Annotated in this window: 11 protein-coding genes, 1 tRNA gene and 3 pseudogenes; 12 read left to right on the top strand and 3 right to left on the bottom strand. The window is 45.3% G+C overall.

Annotated elements, in window-relative coordinates; all coding sequences use genetic code 11:
• Nucleotides 1–46: 46 nt before the first annotated feature.
• Both tnpC and DYD62_RS24375 read left to right on the top strand, forming a co-directional pair.
• Entirely contained in the window at nt 47–1,570 is a 1,524-nt protein-coding gene (tnpC, locus tag DYD62_RS05975) for an IS66 family transposase (RefSeq protein WP_115226510.1), read from the top strand.
• Nucleotides 1,571–1,657: 87 nt separating this feature from the next.
• Nucleotides 1,658–1,750, top strand: a pseudogene (locus DYD62_RS24375) (ATP-binding protein); the annotation flags it as partial.
• A 128-nt stretch (nt 1,751–1,878) separates the two neighbouring features.
• Here the strand turns inward: DYD62_RS24375 and istA are convergent.
• Nucleotides 1,879–3,378 (bottom strand): IS21 family transposase, encoded by a 1,500-nt coding sequence (gene istA, locus DYD62_RS05965; protein ID WP_115226509.1) that lies wholly within the window; start codon nt 3,376–3,378, stop codon nt 1,879–1,881.
• Nucleotides 3,379–3,492: 114 nt separating this feature from the next.
• On the opposite strand from istA, the pseudogene DYD62_RS05960 reads away from it, so the two are divergent.
• Nucleotides 3,493–3,633 (top strand): annotated as a pseudogene (locus tag DYD62_RS05960) (integrase core domain-containing protein); the annotation flags it as partial.
• A 130-nt stretch (nt 3,634–3,763) separates the two neighbouring features.
• Here the strand turns inward: DYD62_RS05960 and DYD62_RS05955 are convergent.
• Nucleotides 3,764–6,736 (bottom strand): ATP-binding protein, encoded by a 2,973-nt coding sequence (locus DYD62_RS05955; protein WP_132038788.1) that lies wholly within the window; start codon nt 6,734–6,736, stop codon nt 3,764–3,766.
• A gap of 1,155 nt (nt 6,737–7,891) precedes the next feature.
• Between DYD62_RS05955 and sctC the strand changes: the two genes are divergently transcribed.
• The 9 genes from sctC (at nt 7,892) to DYD62_RS05910 (ending at nt 18,238) form a co-directional block, all read left to right on the top strand.
• The gene (gene sctC, locus DYD62_RS05950; RefSeq protein ID WP_115226507.1) at nt 7,892–9,577 is read left to right on the top strand and encodes a type III secretion system outer membrane ring subunit SctC; all 1,686 of its coding nucleotides are present in this window, start codon (nt 7,892–7,894) and stop codon (nt 9,575–9,577) included.
• Nucleotides 9,564–10,664, top strand: a complete 1,101-nt coding sequence (gene sctW / locus DYD62_RS05945; RefSeq protein ID WP_115226506.1) for a type III secretion system gatekeeper subunit SctW — start codon at nt 9,564–9,566, stop codon at nt 10,662–10,664. The genes sctC and sctW overlap by 14 nt, the downstream gene beginning before the upstream one ends.
• 172 nt (nt 10,665–10,836) lie before the next feature.
• A complete protein-coding gene (locus tag DYD62_RS05940; protein WP_115226505.1) occupies nt 10,837–12,885 on the top strand; it encodes an EscV/YscV/HrcV family type III secretion system export apparatus protein in 2,049 nt (682 codons plus the stop codon).
• A 1-nt stretch (nt 12,886) separates the two neighbouring features.
• Nucleotides 12,887–13,300, top strand: coding sequence for an InvB/SpaK family type III secretion system chaperone (locus DYD62_RS05935; protein ID WP_115226504.1), 414 nt, complete (start codon nt 12,887–12,889; stop codon nt 13,298–13,300).
• Nucleotides 13,301–13,353: 53 nt separating this feature from the next.
• Nucleotides 13,354–14,586: a type III secretion system ATPase SctN gene (gene sctN, locus DYD62_RS05930; protein WP_276527785.1), complete on the top strand. Its 1,233-nt coding sequence runs from the start codon at nt 13,354–13,356 to the stop codon at nt 14,584–14,586.
• Complete coding sequence (locus DYD62_RS05925) at nt 14,570–15,034, top strand: SpaM family type III secretion system protein (RefSeq protein ID WP_115226502.1); 465 nt, start codon at nt 14,570–14,572, stop codon at nt 15,032–15,034. Before sctN ends, DYD62_RS05925 begins: the two co-directional genes overlap by 17 nt.
• Nucleotides 15,035–15,439: 405 nt before the next feature.
• Nucleotides 15,440–15,865: a CesT family type III secretion system chaperone gene (locus tag DYD62_RS05920; RefSeq protein WP_115226501.1), complete on the top strand. Its 426-nt coding sequence runs from the start codon at nt 15,440–15,442 to the stop codon at nt 15,863–15,865.
• A 75-nt stretch (nt 15,866–15,940) separates the two neighbouring features.
• Nucleotides 15,941–17,845 carry a hypothetical protein gene (locus tag DYD62_RS05915; protein WP_115226500.1) on the top strand — a complete coding sequence of 635 codons (1,905 nt, stop codon included), beginning with the start codon at nt 15,941–15,943 and terminating at the stop codon, nt 17,843–17,845.
• Between the two features lie 316 nt (nt 17,846–18,161).
• Nucleotides 18,162–18,238: transfer RNA gene (locus tag DYD62_RS05910), tRNA-Ile, on the top strand.
• Nucleotides 18,239–18,403: 165 nt separating this feature from the next.
• Here the strand turns inward: DYD62_RS05910 and DYD62_RS05905 are convergent.
• A pseudogene (locus DYD62_RS05905) lies at nt 18,404–18,991 on the bottom strand (IS3 family transposase); the annotation flags it as partial.
• Nucleotides 18,992–19,025: the final 34 nt, after the last annotated feature.

The raw sequence follows: 19,025 nt of genomic DNA, 5'->3' as shown, positions 1-19,025 counted from the left end.
CTTGATTGATATGGTTTACAGGGACATAAACAGGCAAAATAACGGCATGAATCTCGCTGCCGAACTCGCCCACTCCAACTTATCGCCCGCTGTCCGCGCGGCGATTTTGGCGCAGGCAGAATGGGTTCAAGCGCACACCGATTTGGCTGTCAAAACCGTCGCGCAGGCGGCGCTGATTCAAGCCAAATCCTTACTGATTGAGAAGCTGGAATTTGAACTGGCCTATTTGCGGCGCATGCAGTTCGGTGCCAAGACCGAGGCGATGAGCGCCGAGCAGCGTAGCTTATTTGATGAAGAGTTCGAAGTCAGTGCTGCGGCGCTCGAAGCACAACTCGCCGCAGCGCGCCCCGATGGCGACAGCACGCCGGTGCGCCAACCGCGCATGCGTGCCGGTCGCCAAGCCTTACCCGCCCACTTGCCACGCACCCTCGTTGTTCACGAACCGGAGTCATGCACTTGTGGCGCATGCGGCAACGATTTGCTCAAAGTCAGCGAAGATGTGAGCGAGCAATTGCACGTGCAACCAGCGGTATTTAGCGTCATTCGCCATATTCGCCCGCAATACGCCTGCCGTCGTTGCCAAACCATGACTGCCGCGCCCGTTGCGCCGAGCATCATCGACGGCGGCTTGCCCAGCAACGCCACTGTGGCGTGGGTGATGGTGAGTAAATACGTCGATCATCTGCCGCTGTATCGGATTCGGCAGATTGCCGAGCGCAGCGGAGTGAATTTAGCCGAATCGACACTGGGCAATTGGGTAGGAACGACGGGTTGGTGGCTGCAAATGCTGGCGGATCGGCTGGTTGAGCGATTGCGGCAGGAACCTACGCTGCACGCCGACGAAACCCCTATCAAACAGCTTGATCCGGGGAACGGCAAAACCAAAACCGCCTATTTATGGGCGTATCGCAGCACGCCATTGAGCAACTGCGCGCCGATGATCGTGTTCGATTACCAAATCAGCCGCGCGGGTCAGCACGCGCGCGATTTCCTGCAAGATTGGCAAGGACAATTGATGGTCGACGATTATGGCGGCTACAAGGCGCTGTTCAAAGCGGGCGTCACTGAGCTCGCGTGCTGGGCGCACGCGCGGCGCAAATTCGTTGATCTGCACAAAGCCAATCAAAGCCCGGTGGCGTTGGAGGCGATGCGGCGGATTGCGGAATTGTACGCCATTGAAGCGCAAGCCAAAGAGGAGACGGTTGCAGAACGGCATGCGCTACGCCAACAAGTAGCCAAACCTAAATTGACCGAATTGAAAGCGTGGCTCACTGAAACCTTGCCAAAAGTGGCCCCGAACGGCGCGATCGCCAAAGCGATCCTGTACAGTCTGCGGCGCTGGGATGCGCTTGAGCGCTATGCCGACAGCGGCCTCGCGCCGATTGACAATAATCCCGTCGAAAACTGCATTCGGCCGATTGCGATTGGCAAGAAGAATTGGTTATTTACCGGCAGCGAGCGAGCGGGTCAGCGGGCAGCGGCGATTCAAACGCTCTTGGGCACGGCCAAACTCAACGGGCTCGACCCGCAAGCGTGGCTGACCGACACCTTAGAAAAACTCCCCACCTAGCCCAACAGCCGCATCGACGAGCTCCTTCCCTTGCGGGCGCTAGCAGAAAAATAAGCCTAGCGTTAATGGGATGACTGGGGGTTTACGCTGGACCGAATCACACATCACTGTGAAATTCTGGAAACGGGCAATGATTCGTTTAGGTTTAAACAGCGCAAAAAGGGACAAAAAACGGACTGACGAACTGGAAACATTTGGATGCTGACAGGTGGAAACTTTTGGATGCTGATTGACAGCCCTGGCTCTTCAGATCCAGCCAAGCGGCCGCCATCCCATGCAAGCGCAAGGCTTTGAGTTCAACACTCATCTCATGCATGGCTCGACTCCTCGTGGTCGCTGTCGAGCTCGCTCGCTGCACGCAAGCCGTCGTAACGCTGGGTGTTCGCCTGCGGTTCTTCTGCTAATTGCAGCTGCGTTTCAGCGCTAATAGCGGCCGGTGGGTCATTCAAGCGCGCCACCACATTCAGAATGTGTTCAATGCTGATGACACCTGACTCTAATACCAACTCAACTGCAACCAGTACCGCATCCAAACCCGCCACAGGAACCGTGGCCAGCACTTGCGCCATCACCTTGTCTCCCCCGTTACGTCGTAACAACCTTTCCTTAAGCTGCAATAAGGGCGCACCATTGCGTAAGGCACCCGGCTTACGGGCAAGAAGCGGAATATAGTGCAGCCAATCAAAGCTCACCTGCTGTTGCCCCGTCAGCCGCTGATGTCGGGCCATGATTTGATCATTCGCCACCACCACGACTTGCGTGGGATACAAGCGCACACTCACACGCTGCCGCGACCATTCACAAGGCACCGAGTAACGATTGCGCGCGACGGTGATTAAATAGGTACTGGAAACCCGAGCCAGATGCTCAACGTAACCATCAAACGGGGTCGGCATCGGCATCATTTCCAAACGCTCTTGCTCCAACATCTCGGCAATGCTCAGACCTTTGAATTCGGGATGCCTAAGCACTCCCCATAAGACGTGACAACGCTCGGCCAGCCACGCATTCAACGCTTCAAAGGTAGCAAACTTGATGCTTTGCGCCTCCAGCCAGATTCGCCGCCGACTATCTTGTACATTCTGTTCAACCACGCCCTTTTCCCTGCCAGAGGCCACATTGCAGAAGTCGGGATCAAACAAATAATGGGCGCACATCACCGAGAATCGGGCATTCACGATCCGACCTTTGCCTTTGAGCACCTTATCAACAGCGGTCTTCATATTGTCGTAAATGCCTCGGCGCGGCACACCCCCTAAAGCAGCAAAGGATCGGGTATGCGCATCGAACAACATTTCATGCCCTTGGCTGGGATAGGCCACTAACCAGAAGGCGCGACTGGCACACAATTTCAGATGGGAAACTTGAATGCGCCGATAAATACCACCAATAAGCAGATGCTCCTCACTCCAATCAAATTGAAAAGCTTCGCCCAAAGCAAATTGCAAGGGAACAAAACCCTGAGGGGTCTTACCGGCTTTGCCACGCCAAGCACGAACGAAATCAGTGACGCCACTGTAAGCCCCTGTATAACCCTCAGCCTGAATCTGCTCGAACAAGGCTTTGGCGGTGCGACGATTCTGCTTGGCGCGGAAGGAGTCAGCAGTCAGGGCTTGTTCTAGGGAGGCATGATAGGGAGCCAGTTTGCCAAGCTTACGCTGCCGTACGTATTGCGGCTCAGCCTCGGCAGCGGGTTTGCGAACCCAAGCACGAATGGTGTTTCGCGCCAGCCCCGTGCGCTTGGTGATTTCGTGCAGCGACAGATTATCGCGAAAATACATCCTACGGATTTTGCCCATCATTTCCATGGTGATCACCTTTTATCCTCTGCTCAAGAGTTAAGCAGAATAAGTAAAGCACCTAGGTCAATTTTGAATCGGCAGAACTAGCTGTAGTGGGTTAGTTTTCGGTCGGCGTCAACATGGCTGGCCTGCGATGATTTTGAAAGTCTTGCTGAAGTGCAAGAAACTGCAACGCAATGGCTTTGGACTTACAATAACGAACGCCCGCATATGGGATTAGGTGGCATCACCACGAAACAAAAACTGGCATTACATGCTTGACCTCTACTTTTAAGTGAGCTTAAAAATGGGGGATTACCCTGAGTAAGTTGGAATCCCTGAAACGGGAGTATCTCAACTATCCTGACACAGGGGGCAGCCCTCATTGTGGGGAATCACCTGTTTGGTGTGATCATCTGAATAACTGCAAAGCATCTGAGATGCGCTCACTCATGCTTGGCCAAGTTTGGCTAAAGGTTTTCAGATCACCTGCTTTTACGCAGATTTCCAGTTCTATACAAGTATTCAGAAGGGTATCTAACCCTGCCAATCCAAGACCGCCTTGGAGTTGATGTAATTCGAGTGCTAGCACAGTAGTATCCTCTCCTTGCAGGGCTGAATCTATTCGTTTAATTGATTTTAAGCTAGCTTCCTGCAACGCAACAAAAACATGAGGGGCAAGAGGCTGTCGCTCCGCAGGATCGTGAAGCTTGACTTGTTTGGGCATGTTCTTTGAAATGTGTTGGCGCATGGCCCGTGACAGACAGCTTAAGCTTAAAGGCTTTAGCAGCAAGGCATCTATTCCTGCTTTTAAGCAGGCTTGGTGTTCTTCTTCTCCGGCGTAGGCTGTCATGCCCACGATGGGGAGTTTGGCTCCTTGTTCCCGCAGACAGCGGGCCAAATCTAGTCCTCCCATTTCTGGCATGGATAAGTCAGTAAGGATTAAGTCGTAATGGGTTTCTGAATAAGCCGCCAAGGCTGCTCGCCCAGAAGCCACTATATCCGCAGCATAACCTAACATGCTTAGCTGGTCATACAGCAATGCCTGGCTAGCAGGATGATCTTCCGCTACCAAGATGCTCGACAATGGTGTTACAACTGACGTGGGTACCTGCCGTATCGGTTGCATTGCCTCTATATGAGTGGTGTTAAATGCCTCGCATGGAGGAGCATGTACACGTAAGCTAAATATACTTCCTTGCCCCAGTTCACTTTGTACGCATACCTCTCCCTTCATGAGCTGTGCTAGACGTAAGCATAGAGACAGACCTAGTCCGCTGCCGCCAAAGCTATGCTGAATGCTGGCATCTGCTTGTACAAAAGGATTGAATAGGATTTGTAGTTTATCGGCGGCAATGCCAATGCCAGTATCGGCCACACTCAATACATGTTGTTGAGTGTTTTCATCAAAATATAAAGTAGTAGTGATTTTGCCTGTGTGTGTAAATTTCAAAGCATTACTGAGTAAATTAGTAAGAATTTGGCGCACGCGCTCGCCATCAATCCAGTAATGGCCTAGTGCATTTGGTGCTATTTCATAGGCAAGTGCTATTTTTTTTGCGGTGGCCAGCGGTTCAAATAAATTTGTTAATTCTTGCACAATATTACTCAAGTCATAGCATTGAGGGGATAAATGCATTTGATGTGCTTCGGCTTTTGAGAAGTCAAGAACAGTATTTAATAAATCAAGTAGTGATTTGCTTGCATTACGACTCGCCGCTAATTGTTTTTGAGCCTCTTCAGGTAATGGCTGATAAGTCATCAATTCTAAATTACCCAATATTGCATTTAAGGGAGTCCTTATTTCATGACTTATGTTTGCTAAGAAATCTGATTTTAGCTTGCTGGCTTGCTCTGCATATTGCCTTGCTGCTTTCAGCCTAGCTTCAATTTCAAATTGCTCGGTAATGTCCTCCATGCAGCATAAAATAACATCTTCATTGTTATAACGTTGAAGATCAAAGGAGCACTTAAAATTTATTTTGTTATTGTTTAGTGATAGGCTGATGTAAATATTTTGTTTTGATGCAGTTATTTTTTCTTTCCATTTTGTAAATAGTACTTGCCACAGCTCTTCATTAGTAGAGCTGTTTGCATAGCTGGTAATACAATCATTAGCCATTATTAAACCACCAGTTTTTGCATGGATTAGACACAGTCCTATCGGTACATTTTGCATGATAACTTGAGATAGTTGTTGGCTTTCAGCGGCTTGCTTTGCACGATGATAAATTGGTTGTGTAAAACGCTTGTGGAGAAATAAAATAAAAAACCAAAAGCTGAATAATATAAATACCATATAAAAGAATAACTTAAGCAAAGTATCGCCACGGGCAATGAAAAAACTGCGCCAGTCATAGGAATATACTAGGCTCCATCCTTGATTCCCAATGGGGGTAGATAATTGAATTTGACCAAATTCACTATCTTCTTGTATTTCATTTTTATTTTTATGAGGTACTGGAGCCTTGTGATTTAATTTATCCCTCACTGCTGAAGTAGAGTTCTTTTCTGATTTTAATTCGTTTAGGACATCTCTTCCTTGTGAGTCAAGTAATTTGAAATTACCATCGTGCCTTTCCCATTGTAGGGTTTGTTTAAGTAAATCTATAGACATGATACGCCCCACTACTAAAAATACGTTGTCTTTTTCAAACGCAGGCATCCATAGCTCTAGCCCGCCAATAGGTAGAGATAAATTTCCTTCAAAGGGTATCCAAATACTCTCTCTGGATTTTTTTAGCTCTGTTTTTTTGGTTTTGTCACTTATTTGTGGCAATTGAGGGGCTAAGTGTTTAATTAGATCATAGGCTTTTATATTTGAAACTTTTCTTAGCTCTTGAGGTGAAGGAGCTGGCCAAGTGCCTAGAAAAGTAAAATCAGGTGAAAAAAATACACCGGTTGTTTCTGTGATTAATTGTGAGCTCGTAGTATGTACAGTTCCAGAATAAATAGATATATAGGTTAAAAAATCAAGCAAACCTTGATTTAATTCTTGAGTTTTATGATCTGCTATTACCCAAAGATTGCAGCCGTAAGCAAAGTCTGAATATATGACTGTGTTGCCTTTGCTATGGCATTTTACTTTTGTATTTAAAGGGAAAGGGGGGGAGACAGCAGCAAACCTCTCCGCCAACAATACATTGGTGAGTAGATTTGTTTCTCGGCGCTGAATCTCATATTGTAAAAGATGTTTTCCGTTAATTAGTGTTGAGCGGGCTTGGGCCATGTAATTGTCAGCAGTCCATTTCGTCTCAAGAATGACTAAAGTAAGTAGTAGTAAGCTAAAACAACCGCCACCAATAAAAATGGCAATGCGATAATACTGTCCCAGCAGTTTTAGTGCGACACTATTTTGTTGCCTGATATGTTTCCTTACGTTCAATTTAAGCTCCTTGCTGGGGTTTTTCTCTCTACTGGGGGGGAATGTCTTTTAATGGGATCCTCAAATACCTCGCGGAGCTCCTCTATTAAACTTGAACCTTACAAAAAATCCGGTTTATTGAGTGATTGCTTGTTGGTCTATGCAGAAGTTTGTGTTCTTTATTGAATTTCTCCACCCCTAGGTAACTTAAGCTCCTTTTGGGGCATCACAACGTCTAAAAGTTCATTTCCTTTAACTGGGCTAAATACTTCATCTGGAGCGCCATCATCTTTAGTGCGAAGCATTCGCTAATGCGGATTGCTGAGCTATAGCATCAAATGCATGCGAGTCTTGGTAAGCCGCTGATAGGGGGCTGACATTCAGACCGCTTTTGTTTTTTTGCCTTTATGTTGAATCGTTAGTGGCGACAATTGTTGGTGTTAAGGCACGCTCCGCACTCGAATACTGTGATGTTGCTTAGCCATATGGAGCGTTTGTCCATCGTGATCGGAAGCATGCAGCAATGGGCTACTCATGCCAAGTGACAGGTTTTGTTTTTTGTTGGCTGAACGGTGGTGCATATTGCTACCTTATAAGTTGTGTGCAGTTTAAGTCTAGATGACTGGCTTGCTTGGTTTTGATCAAGGACCTTTTTACCGAGGTGCACGATTTGACAGGTGTTTATGTTGTTGAACGGGGCTTGATGATTTGTAGTCTGAGTAAAATGTCATGTCTAGACGTTGATTGCGTTTCAATCCTATTTTGAAAATCTCTATAGTTTGGGGTGACTTAATGGGGTACCGGGCTCTCTTTATAGACGTTTCTTAACGCTTGCAAGAACGCCCACTTAGACTGGGCTGAGGAGTGAATGTAGCAAGATTTACGTGGTGTTGATAGCGTTGAATTTGGGACAAAACTTTACTGGAGTGGCCGCAAATCGTACTAGTCAGATTTTCCTGCTTAGGTGATGGCGTAATAATACAACTCAATCTTGTGGCGAATGGTTTTCCTACGAATTTAGATGGTATGGTGCAGCTGCTAATGGTCTTAAATAAATCTTGAGCAAGATTGTGTGGCTTAAATGAGTGAATACATTTTATTGGGTAGCACATTTTGCAGCAGTTATACAAAGAAATCGGTATTTTGCCGAGAGAGTTTTTGGAACGGAATGTGTTAATGAATAAGTTTAAAGTCTTTAGTATTGCATTTCTTTTGTGCGTAATGACGCTGGAATCGCAGGCTGATCCTCTAGTGAGTAAGGTGCAGGATAGTCGTGGGCGGATTGGATATGTTTCAAAAAATGAGAGTGTGCAATTGCTGCTTAATGCATTGGCAGCGGATATTAAAAAGCCATTTATATTAAGCCCCAAGGCCATGAAAAAGACGGTAACGGGGGAGTTTGATTTCTCGCAGCCGGTGCAGCTATTACATAAAATATCAAATCAAGTCGGTTTGATTTGGTATGACGATGGTGCGAGTTATTATGTTTATGATAACAGCGAGGTAAAAAATGCAGTGCTGTCTTTGCGTAATGCGTCGCTAAATAATCTTAGCGAATTTATGCGACGTACCGGCTTGCTTGATAAGCGCTATCCAATTCGTGGAGATGCAAAGAGCAACACGTTCTATATATCGGGACCGCCAGTATATGTTGATTTGGTCGCAAATGCAGCAGGTTATTTGGATGATTTATATAAGAATGTGGATCTTAATAAGCAAAAAATTGAGCTCATTCGGCTGCACAACACATTTGTAAATGACCGCTCTTTTGATTTGCGTAGTGAAAAAGTAACCCTACCTGGTATTGCTTCAGTGGTGGGGCTTATGCTGGCGGCCGATGGGGCTGAGCTCATTGAGCATCCCCGAGAAAAGCCCCCTGTAGGTGTTGAAGCCGCTCCATTAATTGCTGCTGGCCAAACTTTGGATGGCAAGACATTTAATACTTCGCAGGGGCAAGTGAAAATAGCTGCTTATGCTGAAACTAATAGTTTATTGGTAAAGGGGACCCGTGAGCAGGTAGATATTATTCATGGGTTGATTACGCAGCTGGATGTACCTAAGCGCCATATTGAATTGTCGTTGTGGATTATTGATATATCTAAAAGTAATCTGGATCAATTGGGCGTGAATTGGCAGGGAGCTATAAATCTAGGTAATCAAGTGGAGGTTGCCCTTAATGCGGGTAACATGCAATTAACTGGTGGAAATACATCTGTATTAGATGGGGCAAAATTTGTAGCGTCTATTATGGCATTGAGTCAGAAAGGTCAAGCGCAAATTGTTTCCCGCCCAATTGTATTGACTCAAGAGAATGTACCCGCCATTTTTGATAATAACAGTACTTTTTATACCAAACTTGAATCTGAGCGTGCAGTGGCTTTGGAGAGCGTCACCTACGGCACACTTATCAATGTCTTGCCAAGATTTAGTGAGGAAGGCGAAGAGGTTGAAATGATTCTAAATATTGAGGATGGTAGTGCAGCCTCACCTAGTAGTAATGGTCTAAATAATGTAAATGGCATGCCTGTAATTACACGCACTAAGATTAATACGGTAGCACGGGTGCCAAAAGATAAGAGTTTATTGATTGGTGGTTATAGTCTTGAGCATTATACAAAGACTGAAAGTAAGGTGCCATTATTGGGTGATTTGCCTTGGGTTGGTGGTGCGTTTCGCTCGACTAAAGAAGATGTAAAAAAAATGGTGCGGGTATTTTTAATTCAGCCACGACCTCTCGATACGGGGAGCACTTGGAATGCTCGACAGTTTATAGCCCCAAGTGTTTTGTTCCCTGATGCGGCTTTGGATGAAGTAGTTCAGTTGCTGAGACAATCCGTTGGAGATAAGTATGGCGGCCATTGATGGGGTTTCATTTCAACGTCATAGGTTTGAGCCAAGGCGGACGGAAGTTCAGGTAGAACCTGAGCAGGCGGAGGGACGTGAGCGGAGCGATCAAGAGTTGCTGCTGCTGATTCAGGACGATTTATCTGCTGTCCTGACTCAATTTAGGCGCCAGACAGCTTCTGATAAAAAATCTCAAAGAGTCTCCGAGCAATTTGAACGTATTTTAGAAGACGATGCAGAGCCCAAGGTAGCCAAGGTTTTTGCTTTATTGCGTAGCCAGGGGATGAGCCCCGAAGTGCTGCTGGCTTATGCACGTAGTTTATTTCCAGATGACAGTGATCTGGTTCTGGTCTTGCGCGAACTATTAAAAAAGCGTGCTCTTGAAACTGTGCACTCTGATATTTTGGAGCAGGCTCTTGAGCAGGCCTTGATGCACGCTGATCCGCAACGATGTCAGGCGGGGATTAATGTTGGATTAAAGGCAAAGTTGCACGGCGCACGTATGAATATCTGCCCAAAGGCGTTACGTGCAACCTATCGTGATTTCTTAGGTAGCGTAGAAAATGAGGTTGCGCAGTACGAGCAATGGGTGGAGCAATTTGGGTCACAAAAGCGTGGTTGGGTATTGGAATTTTTGGAGTCCGCTTTGATTTTTGATATTCAGGCACATGACCCAAGTTGCGCGAGAGAAGAGTTTGGGCGCTTGCTGCACCACACTGTGAAATTGAAGCGTGTGAAATCTAGCGAGTCTGAATTTATTGGTGCATTCAAAGGTCGGGATATCGCCACAAGGGCAGGGCTTGATGAGATGAGCTTATTGTCTTGGTGGTTTGATTTTGTGCGGCGGCCGTTTGAATTTGAGACCTCAGTCAGCCAAGCGATAGCAGCAAGTTTGTTGACATTTTCTATGGCAGATAAAGCACAATTGTTGCAAATGCTTTTAGCTTCAGTACGAAGTATTGATGAGCAATTATTTTTTGATCCTCAGAGCAAGCAGTTGATTCTAGATAAAATTTTAGACTGGGCCAGTGATCATTATGTTAGGGAGGTGCAGGTAGACCATCAAAAGCGTTTTCAAAATGGTTTGATTGCAGCTACTGAGTGATTTGAGGACATTTAATTGCTATGCATTGTCATAGGGGGCTGAACAAAGCTCTTCTTTTATCCACATTCTGCTTGTGCTGAGAAAGGTTGTGCTCCTAATGCATGGGGGATTGGGTTTGGTTTGTGTTTTAATTTTAAAAACATTTGGCCAAATCAATTAGAAAAGGTTAGGCATGTTAAAAAGAACTTGGGGGGCTTTGGCAACGCGGCCAGAGCTGATTATTTTGGCGTTGATCGTCATTATTATTGCAATGCTGATTGTCCCTTTACCGACAGTCTTGGTGGATTTACTCATTGGCGTCAATATTGTAATTTCATTATTGATTTTGCTGGGGTCGTTTTATATTGAAAGAGTTTTGAACTTCTCATCGTTCCCTTCATTGCTTTTGATTACAACGTTATTTCGCCTAGCTCTATCAATTAGCACAAGTCGCTTGATTTTATTGGACGCCGATGCTGGGCATATTGTGAGCACTTTTGGCGAGTATGTTATTGGCGATAGTTTGGTAGTGGGGTTTGTGGTGTTTGCAATTGTCACGGTGGTGCAGTTCATCGTGATTACCAAGGGGTCGGAACGGGTTGCCGAAGTGGCTGCCCGCTTTTCTTTGGATGGTATGCCTGGCAAGCAGATGAGTATTGATGCGGATTTGCGCGCTGGTATTTTAGATGCCGAAAGTGCAAAGGAGCGGCGTGCGACGGTTGAAAAAGAAAGTCAGCTTTACGGCTCGTTTGATGGGGCGATGAAGTTTATTAAAGGTGACGCCATCGCAGGTATTGTTATTATTTTTGTGAATTTTATTGGTGGTATTACCGTTGGTATGGTGCAACGTGGCACTTCGTTTTCTGATGCTTTGAGTGTTTATACCAAGTTGACCATTGGGGATGGCTTAGTTGCACAAATCCCCGCTTTGCTTATTTCGATTGCAGCAGGTTTTGTGGTGACCCGTGTCAATGGGGAAAGCAAGAACTTAGGGCATAGCATTGTAAGTCAATTATTTCAAAATCCATTCGTGATTTTAGTGACCGCTATTTTAACCCTTTCAATGGGAATGTTGCCGGGCTTTCCGCTTCCTGTGTTTATTGTTCTTTCGGGGGCGATGGCGTTTTTGTACTGGCGGCGAACTCAGGCAGCACAGGTACAAGCATCTTCAGAAGGGGGGGCGGCTACTTTCATTGATGAGCATGGTAATGTGGAAACCGATCAATCAACTCTTGATACGGGCAAGATGAGTGCCGAAACAGTGCCTCTTATTTTTGTGGTGGCGGAGCGCAATAAATCTTATTGGGTTAGTAAAAATATTTTACAAAATATAACAAATCGTTTTTTCCTAGATTATGGAATTCGTTTGCCTCAAGCGGTTGTGAGTTATTCGGCATCTGCTAATGAGGATAAGGTTGGGGTGTTTGTAAATGAAGTGAGGGCTGCCGAGTTTGATAGTCCATGTGGGCAATTTCATATTATGGATTATCGAGATGAATTAAGTCAGCTAGATATCAACGTAAAACTTATACAAGGTAGCGCACACTCCAGTGCTTGGGTGAGTGAAGCGGATGCGCCTCAGGTGGAAAAAATGGGCTATGCCCTGCGCAGTGATGTGGATGAGTTGTATCAAAATGTGGCGGGGCTGTTGGCTCGTAATGTGCAAGAGTATTTTGGTATTCAGGAAGCAAAAAATCTATTAGATGAGCTTGAAGGAAAATACCCGGAATTACTGAAAGAAACCTATCGACATGCTTCTGTACAAAAGATTTCAGAAGTATTGCAAAGGTTATTGCTGGAACGTATTTCTGTCCGGAATATGAAGTTGATTTTAGAGTCTCTGGCGAAGTGGGCTCCGAAAGAAAAGGATGTAATTACCTTGGTGGAACATATCCGCTCGTCTTTGGGGCGTTATATCTCGGATAAATTTGCTGCTCAGGGAAAAATCAGGGCCATTGTTGTGTCGCCAGGGGTGGAAGAGATGGTGCGCAATGGCGTGAGGCAAACCAATGCGGGAGTATTTTTAAACTTGGACCCAGCAGAGGCGGAAGAAATCATGGATTTATTTGCGGTGGGGCTAAATGGGCTCTCTATTGCGCATAAAGATATGGTGTTGCTGGCGTCGGTGGATATTCGACGTTTTGTGAAACGCTTGATTGAAAGTCAATATGGCGAATTAGAAGTATTATCGTTTGGCGAAATAAGCGATTCAATATCAATTGATGTTTTAAGGACGATTTAAGATGGATATGCAGAATTTAGATATTGCTACTTTGGTAAAGGCCGCGCTGCAGCATTTAGGTTTCCCTGGGGGCCTAGTTAAGGATATTGATGGACATTCGACCATCTGTTTTAATTTTGATAATGCACCAAGTATTTACTTGGTCAAGGATGAATATAGTGTGTGGTTATGGAGCAGGATCTCCGAATTTAATGAAAGTGCTATGGCCCAGTATGGTAGTGATTTACTAACACACTTAATGGAGCCACAAGCCTATTTGCAAATGAGGCAGCCTATGGTGGCTGAGCGGGATGGCTATTTGGAGTATCGCGGCACATTACATCAGGACTTTTTGCAATCTCCAGAATCTTTCGCCTTTTCCTTACAGAGTTTTTTTAATTCGATGTCTGATGCCCACGAGATTGTAAATCGATGAAATTTACATCGTTGTGGTGTCACTATGCGCATCCACATCACTTGCGCGGACCGATGATCGAGGCGCCTTTGCCTGATGTGTTTGTGGGGGAGCTGTGTGAGTTGCGCGACTCCCTTCTGGCTACTCAGGTCAGCGTTCGGGCCCGTGTGGTCGGTTTTAGCGGGGATCAGACCATGCTTAGTGTCCTTGGCTCTACAGCGGGCCTGTCGCGTCAGATGCTCGTAATGCCTACCCGTAAGAGCCAATGTATCGAAGTGAGCGATGTAATGCTGGGGGCGGTGCTTGATGCCAATGGCGACATTGTGGAGCGCCTCAGTCCTGAGCGTGTTTCTTGTGCATACACCCGTCAGATTGATGCTTTACCTCCGAGTTATTTGGAGCGGGCATCCATTGATGCCGTCTTACCAACAGGCATACGCGCTTTAGATAGCTTGCTTACTTGCGGCGTAGGACAGCGAGTGGGAATTTTTGCACCTGCCGGCTGCGGTAAGACCACCTTGATGAATATGCTTATTGAACACGCTGACGCAGATGTATTTGTGGTGGGGCTCGTTGGAGAGCGTGGACGAGAGGTCGCAGAATTTAGCGAATGGCTGCGAAATACTCAGCATAAAGACCGCACGGTTTTGGTGTACTCAACTTCAGATGCGGCCTCGGTAGATCGCTGTAATGCGGCACAGATCGCTACAACAATCGCTGAGCATTTTCGAGATGAAGGCAAAAAAGTCATCTTGCTTTTGGATTCATTAACTCGGTATGCACGTGCTTTGCGTGATCTCGCCTTGGCGGCAGGTGAAATGCCGGCTCGTCGCGGCTACCCTGCCTCAGTGTTTGATGCCTTACCTAAGTTATTAGAGCGTTCAGGCAAGACCCTGCATGGCAGTATCACGGCGTTTTACACCGTTTTATTAGAGTCGGAAGAAGAAGCTGACCCTATTGGAGATGAAATTCGCTCTATTTTGGACGGGCATATTTATTTGACTCAAAAATTGGCGGGGCAGGGACATTTCCCTGCGATTGACGTTTTACGCAGCAATAGTCGCTTGTTTGCACAGATCACTACACCAGCCCATCAGGCTCTGGCCGTGAAAGTGCGTACGCTTTTAACAAAGCTTGAAGAGATGCAGCTTTATGTAGATCTCGGCGAATATCGAGCAGGAGAAAATGTGGAAAATGACCGTGCATTTTCTTGTAAGCCTGCACTGTTAGATGTATTGCGTCAGCCTATGCAAGAGCACAGCGAGTTTGATCACACATTAAAGGCGTTACATGCCGCTGTGGCATAAGGGCCGAAAACTGCTGATGCTGTCTGAGCGAAAAACTCAAATACAGCAGCGTCTGTTGAGTTTGCAGAGGCAGGCGCTGGCCTCACAGGAAGCTCAACTGCTCGTTATTGAGGCTAGTTTGCAAAATGTGCAAACAACTCTAAGTGCTCAATATCTAAATGCGATTGCTGTGAGTAAAGCTCAATTGTTTGAGCAGCGTCGGCAACAGGCTGTGTTGCTCTGTGAAATCCAAAAATTACGCCTCGAGCATTTGCAATGCAAGCAGCAGTGTGAATTACTAAAAGAGCAACTGGGAACGATTCAAATCCGCTTGCGTGAGCTGGATCATAAGGCACTGAAGTTTGAACGTTGGACGAAAGGCGAAAAACAGCGTTGGAATCTGCAAGCGTTGAGTAGCGAGGAAGCAGAAGGGCAAGAAACAATGCCTTGGAGTGGGCGGTTGTATTAATTTAACAAGGTTCTGTTGCTAATTTGCAAGAGCGGATTAATGGCTTGGGTATTTGAAGAGCTGGGGTGTTTTATTTTGCTGAGCTATTTAAAAAAGGCGATTTTTGATAGTTATAAAATTGCATAGGCTATAAAATTTTATTTTTGGAAATCGACATGAAAATCAGTTTCCCCTCAAGAGTACTTGCAATTTATCCGAGAATACCCGCAGATCAGATTCAGCCATTAAAACGGATGAGCCATAATCGATAATTTATCAAGCATCTAAATGATGGCAAGCATGACGGGGACGCTTCACTTCATTCCTAGAGATAAAATAAGCCATGAGTGCTTATTAATTAATGCCCCAGTGAAAAAATGGCTTATCAACGGACACGACAAAGTACACATCAGGAGCCCCTAATTTATGTCATATTTACAGCCATTTCACCAAGTCGTTGGTGAATTACTCAGCCATTTGGGCTTTGACATCGGTGCTATACGCCCAGAGCAAGAAGTCATCAGCCTGACGGTGGAACAGCAATTTACTGTCCACCTGGCATGGGTAGACCAAGCCAGTTGGTGCCTGCTGGCCGAACTGGGTAGTAGCCATCCCGAACGGGACGGCCTGCTTTATGCGCAAGCATTGCGCCACAATCAAATGGCGGCGCAGCGTTGGCAACCGGTATGGGCGCTCGATCCCGAAGACCACTGGAGCTGTTGGTTACGCCTTCCCTTAGAGGGGAATGAGCTGCCGACGCTGATCGAGGCTTTTGACGTCCTGATTCAGCATGCCGAGCAATGGTTGGCCGTCGCCGACGTCGCCCCCAGTCATTTCTCCAAAGCGATTTAATTTATCTACTAGGGTTTTGCCATGGAGGGATGATGCCTTAATTGGGCATGCCCTCGTTTTTAAGGAGTATGTAACGTGCTATCATTTAATACGAAAATAAAGATTACTGAGTGTACAACTCAACAACTGAGTCAATTTAAATTAACTCACAATTTATCGCCCAATGCCAAGGTTGGCGTCGATAAATACCATAACGTTGTACTCTACAAAGGGCTATTTTATGCATTTCACCCAGTCCAAGCTTGTCGTGCTAAGATTTTAAACGCGAATAATCAAATTAAAGAAAATGATAATAGAAGATTAGTGCACGAGTCCCCTAGATTGCAACAGACAGCAGCACCCACTTTAACCAATGCAAACACATTTTCTCCGCAAGCCTTGAGTGTCGATAAGGGTAGTGACGATGTCACAAAAGTATTATCAAGTGTAGCCAATTTAAAATTTGTGTCTACCGCCCTGCAAGAAAATGCTAAAGAATTAGTGTCAAAAATTGATGACTGTATAAATAACATTCGTTCGGGTGCAGCAGGTGAGTTTATAAAGAATATAAGGTCATCTATGGCACCTTTTTTTGAGCAAGAGACAAACAGAAGATATGTTTTTCGTAAATTAAGTTTTTCAAGCAACACTGTGCAAGTGGCTATCTTGGAGGCAATAAAAACGCATATAGAAAACAATATTGATTCTCTATCTAAATCTAATCTAGTCGTGGGTGCTCCAGCATTACCAAATACTGGAAATAGCGCCCAAATTGCTCCGCAAGCCATAGTTGCGAATGTGCAAGAAAATAGATCATTAAATAATGAAGTCGTGCTTGCGACCACGGTATCAGCAGAGACTAATACAAAAGACATACCGCCACAGCAAGCCACAAGCGTATTAGAGACTGCATGGCCTAGCGCTCAAGGCCTAGATAAAAATGAATTTCTTGAGAAGATACACCTAGGTGTTGATGCGTATAGAAAAACATTTTATAACGGTATAAATTCTTCTTGCATAGCGGATGCATCCTATCTGGCGTATTATGCAAAATATAAAGAAGAACCCAAAGCATTGAGTACTGCAATTTCCGACTGGTATACAGTATATGGAGATAATCAGTTTGACTTAGATAATCACATTTTAATGAATAATATAGGAGAAGACGACCATAAAGTAGTTATTGATGAGGCGTATAGGCTAGAAGTGGATGTAGATATCAAGTCTTATCATGCCAAAAACGAGATGAAAGGTGTTAGAGAACAGCCGAAAGTAATATCAACCCAAGTAGCTATGTATGAATCTGACATTGGGAAATCATTTGAACATGTATCTTGTAATGCTAAGGTGGATGAAGTTGCTAAAATAAAGTTAGCACTAGATTCATACGAAGATGGATGTCTTGTATTAAGGAGAATGTCCCCAGATGCTCCAAATGGGCATTATAGTTTTTATCATAAAGATTGGGGGTTTATTACGGGTGGGATAAATGCATATAATGCCAGGCGTAGCGCTCTTAGTCTTGAAGAATTTATGCGTGATTTCCCTCGGGAATCTACCGGTCAAATTTTTATGTGGGATATGGATAAATTGGGTCTTCTTGCCGCATCGGCCCCTGCGGAAACCTCGGAACTAGCACAGGTAGTTGCACTTGCCCCTGCGGAAACCTCGGAACTAGCACGGGTAGTTGCACCTACCATCAAGAAAACCTTGCTACCACAGGCAGTTGCAGGCAAACCTTTTAAGCTAGATTTAAATAATGTACTGGGAAAGGACTCCGATGCTGTTAAGAAGTTAACAGAAATGCTGAATACGTACACATTTGAAACTGATGCTCAGTTAGATTTCTTTGTCAAACAAGGAGGCAAAATTGCTGATATAAAAGTTAGTGAATTGAATGATTTGTCTAAGAATAATATTGAACGAAAAATTGAGGTCATTAGAAATCTTTTAGGTGATGGTGGTGCTTATCTGAACAATTTCTATATTCTTGTTCACTAGAATGGAGACAGGGCTCACGCCATGTTCGCGGCCTAAATTGGGGGCGATTGAACTGGCTTCGGTTTGCTTTAAAATCGCAATAATCTGACGTTATCAATTTGCCCACGGCTTTCATGTAGAGCTCCTCAACCACTGCGAGAAAATTCTACCGGTAATTGTCAAAGTATTTGAGATGTTTTTACAACTTAGGCTACTTTCGGAAAAAACATACAGGACTATTGAATTTGTGTGGCTTAGGCACATTGAAGCTAGGTAGTAAAAAGTGAAAAGTTGCGTTAATTGTCAGATCAATGAGGGGTAGCATGTTGCTACTTATGGGCCTGTAGCTCAGTTGGTTAGAGCAGAGGACTCATAATCCTTTGGTCCACGGTTCAAGTCCGTGCAGGCCCACCAATAAAATCAACGGCTTACGCAATCTATGCGTAGGCCATTTGATTTTGTGGATCAGAAAAAGTACATTTTCAGTACAGTAACGATCCGCGAGACCCAAATGGCTACCTTTACGAAGACCCCTGCAGGGGTAATCCCCCCATTTTTAAGCTCACTTAAAAGTAGAGGCTAGGCATGTAATGCCAGTTTCTGTTTTGGGGTGATGCCACCCAATCCCATATGTGGGCGTTCGTTATTGTAACTCCAAAGCCATTGCGTTGCGGTTTCTTGTACTTCAGCAATACTTTCAAAATCATCACAAGCCAGCCATTCATATCGAACGGTGCGATTATAGCGTTCAATATACGCATTTTGCTGCGGGTTGCCGGGCTGAATATAGGCCAATTCAATCGATTGTTGTTCTGCCCAATTTTTTAATATGTAACTAATGTATTCAGGGCCATTATCAGACCTGATTCGTTTTGGTTTACCACGCCATTCAATAATTTGATTCAGGCTGCGTATGACGCGTTCTGCTGGCAAAGAGAAATCGACTTCAATGCCCAATCCTTCCCGATTAAAATCATCAATCACATTAAATAGGCGAATGCTGCGGCCATCGGCCAATTGATCGTGCATAAAATCCATCGACCATGTTTCATTTTTTGCCTCTGGTACCGCTAATGGCTCTGGCGTTTCGCGTTCTAAGCGCTTTTTAGGCTTAATCCGCAGATTTAACTCTAAATCGCAGTAAATCCTGTAAACCCGCTTATGATTGTCAATCAGCGTCCAATACTTTCCACCCGTCAGC

The organism is Iodobacter fluviatilis, assembly GCF_900451195.1.
Classification (GTDB): Bacteria; Pseudomonadota; Gammaproteobacteria; order Burkholderiales; family Chitinibacteraceae; genus Iodobacter; species Iodobacter fluviatilis.
The sequence above is the reverse complement of the archived record's forward strand: the minus strand, read 5'-3'. Positions and strand labels throughout refer to the sequence as shown.

Excerpts from the sequence above, each read along its gene's own strand:
- tnpC (WP_115226510.1), top strand. The coding sequence starts at position 47 with ATGAATCTCGCTGCCGAACTCGCCCACTCCAACTTATCGCCCGCTGTC.
- istA (WP_115226509.1), bottom strand. The coding sequence starts at position 3,378 with ATGGAAATGATGGGCAAAATCCGTAGGATGTATTTTCGCGATAATCTG.
- sctC (WP_115226507.1), top strand. The coding sequence starts at position 7,892 with ATGAATAAGTTTAAAGTCTTTAGTATTGCATTTCTTTTGTGCGTAATG.
- sctW (WP_115226506.1), top strand. The coding sequence starts at position 9,564 with ATGGCGGCCATTGATGGGGTTTCATTTCAACGTCATAGGTTTGAGCCA.
- DYD62_RS05940 (WP_115226505.1), top strand. The coding sequence starts at position 10,837 with ATGTTAAAAAGAACTTGGGGGGCTTTGGCAACGCGGCCAGAGCTGATT.
- DYD62_RS05935 (WP_115226504.1), top strand. The coding sequence starts at position 12,887 with ATGGATATGCAGAATTTAGATATTGCTACTTTGGTAAAGGCCGCGCTG.
- sctN (WP_276527785.1), top strand. The coding sequence starts at position 13,354 with ATGATCGAGGCGCCTTTGCCTGATGTGTTTGTGGGGGAGCTGTGTGAG.
- DYD62_RS05925 (WP_115226502.1), top strand. The coding sequence starts at position 14,570 with ATGCCGCTGTGGCATAAGGGCCGAAAACTGCTGATGCTGTCTGAGCGA.
- DYD62_RS05920 (WP_115226501.1), top strand. The coding sequence starts at position 15,440 with ATGTCATATTTACAGCCATTTCACCAAGTCGTTGGTGAATTACTCAGC.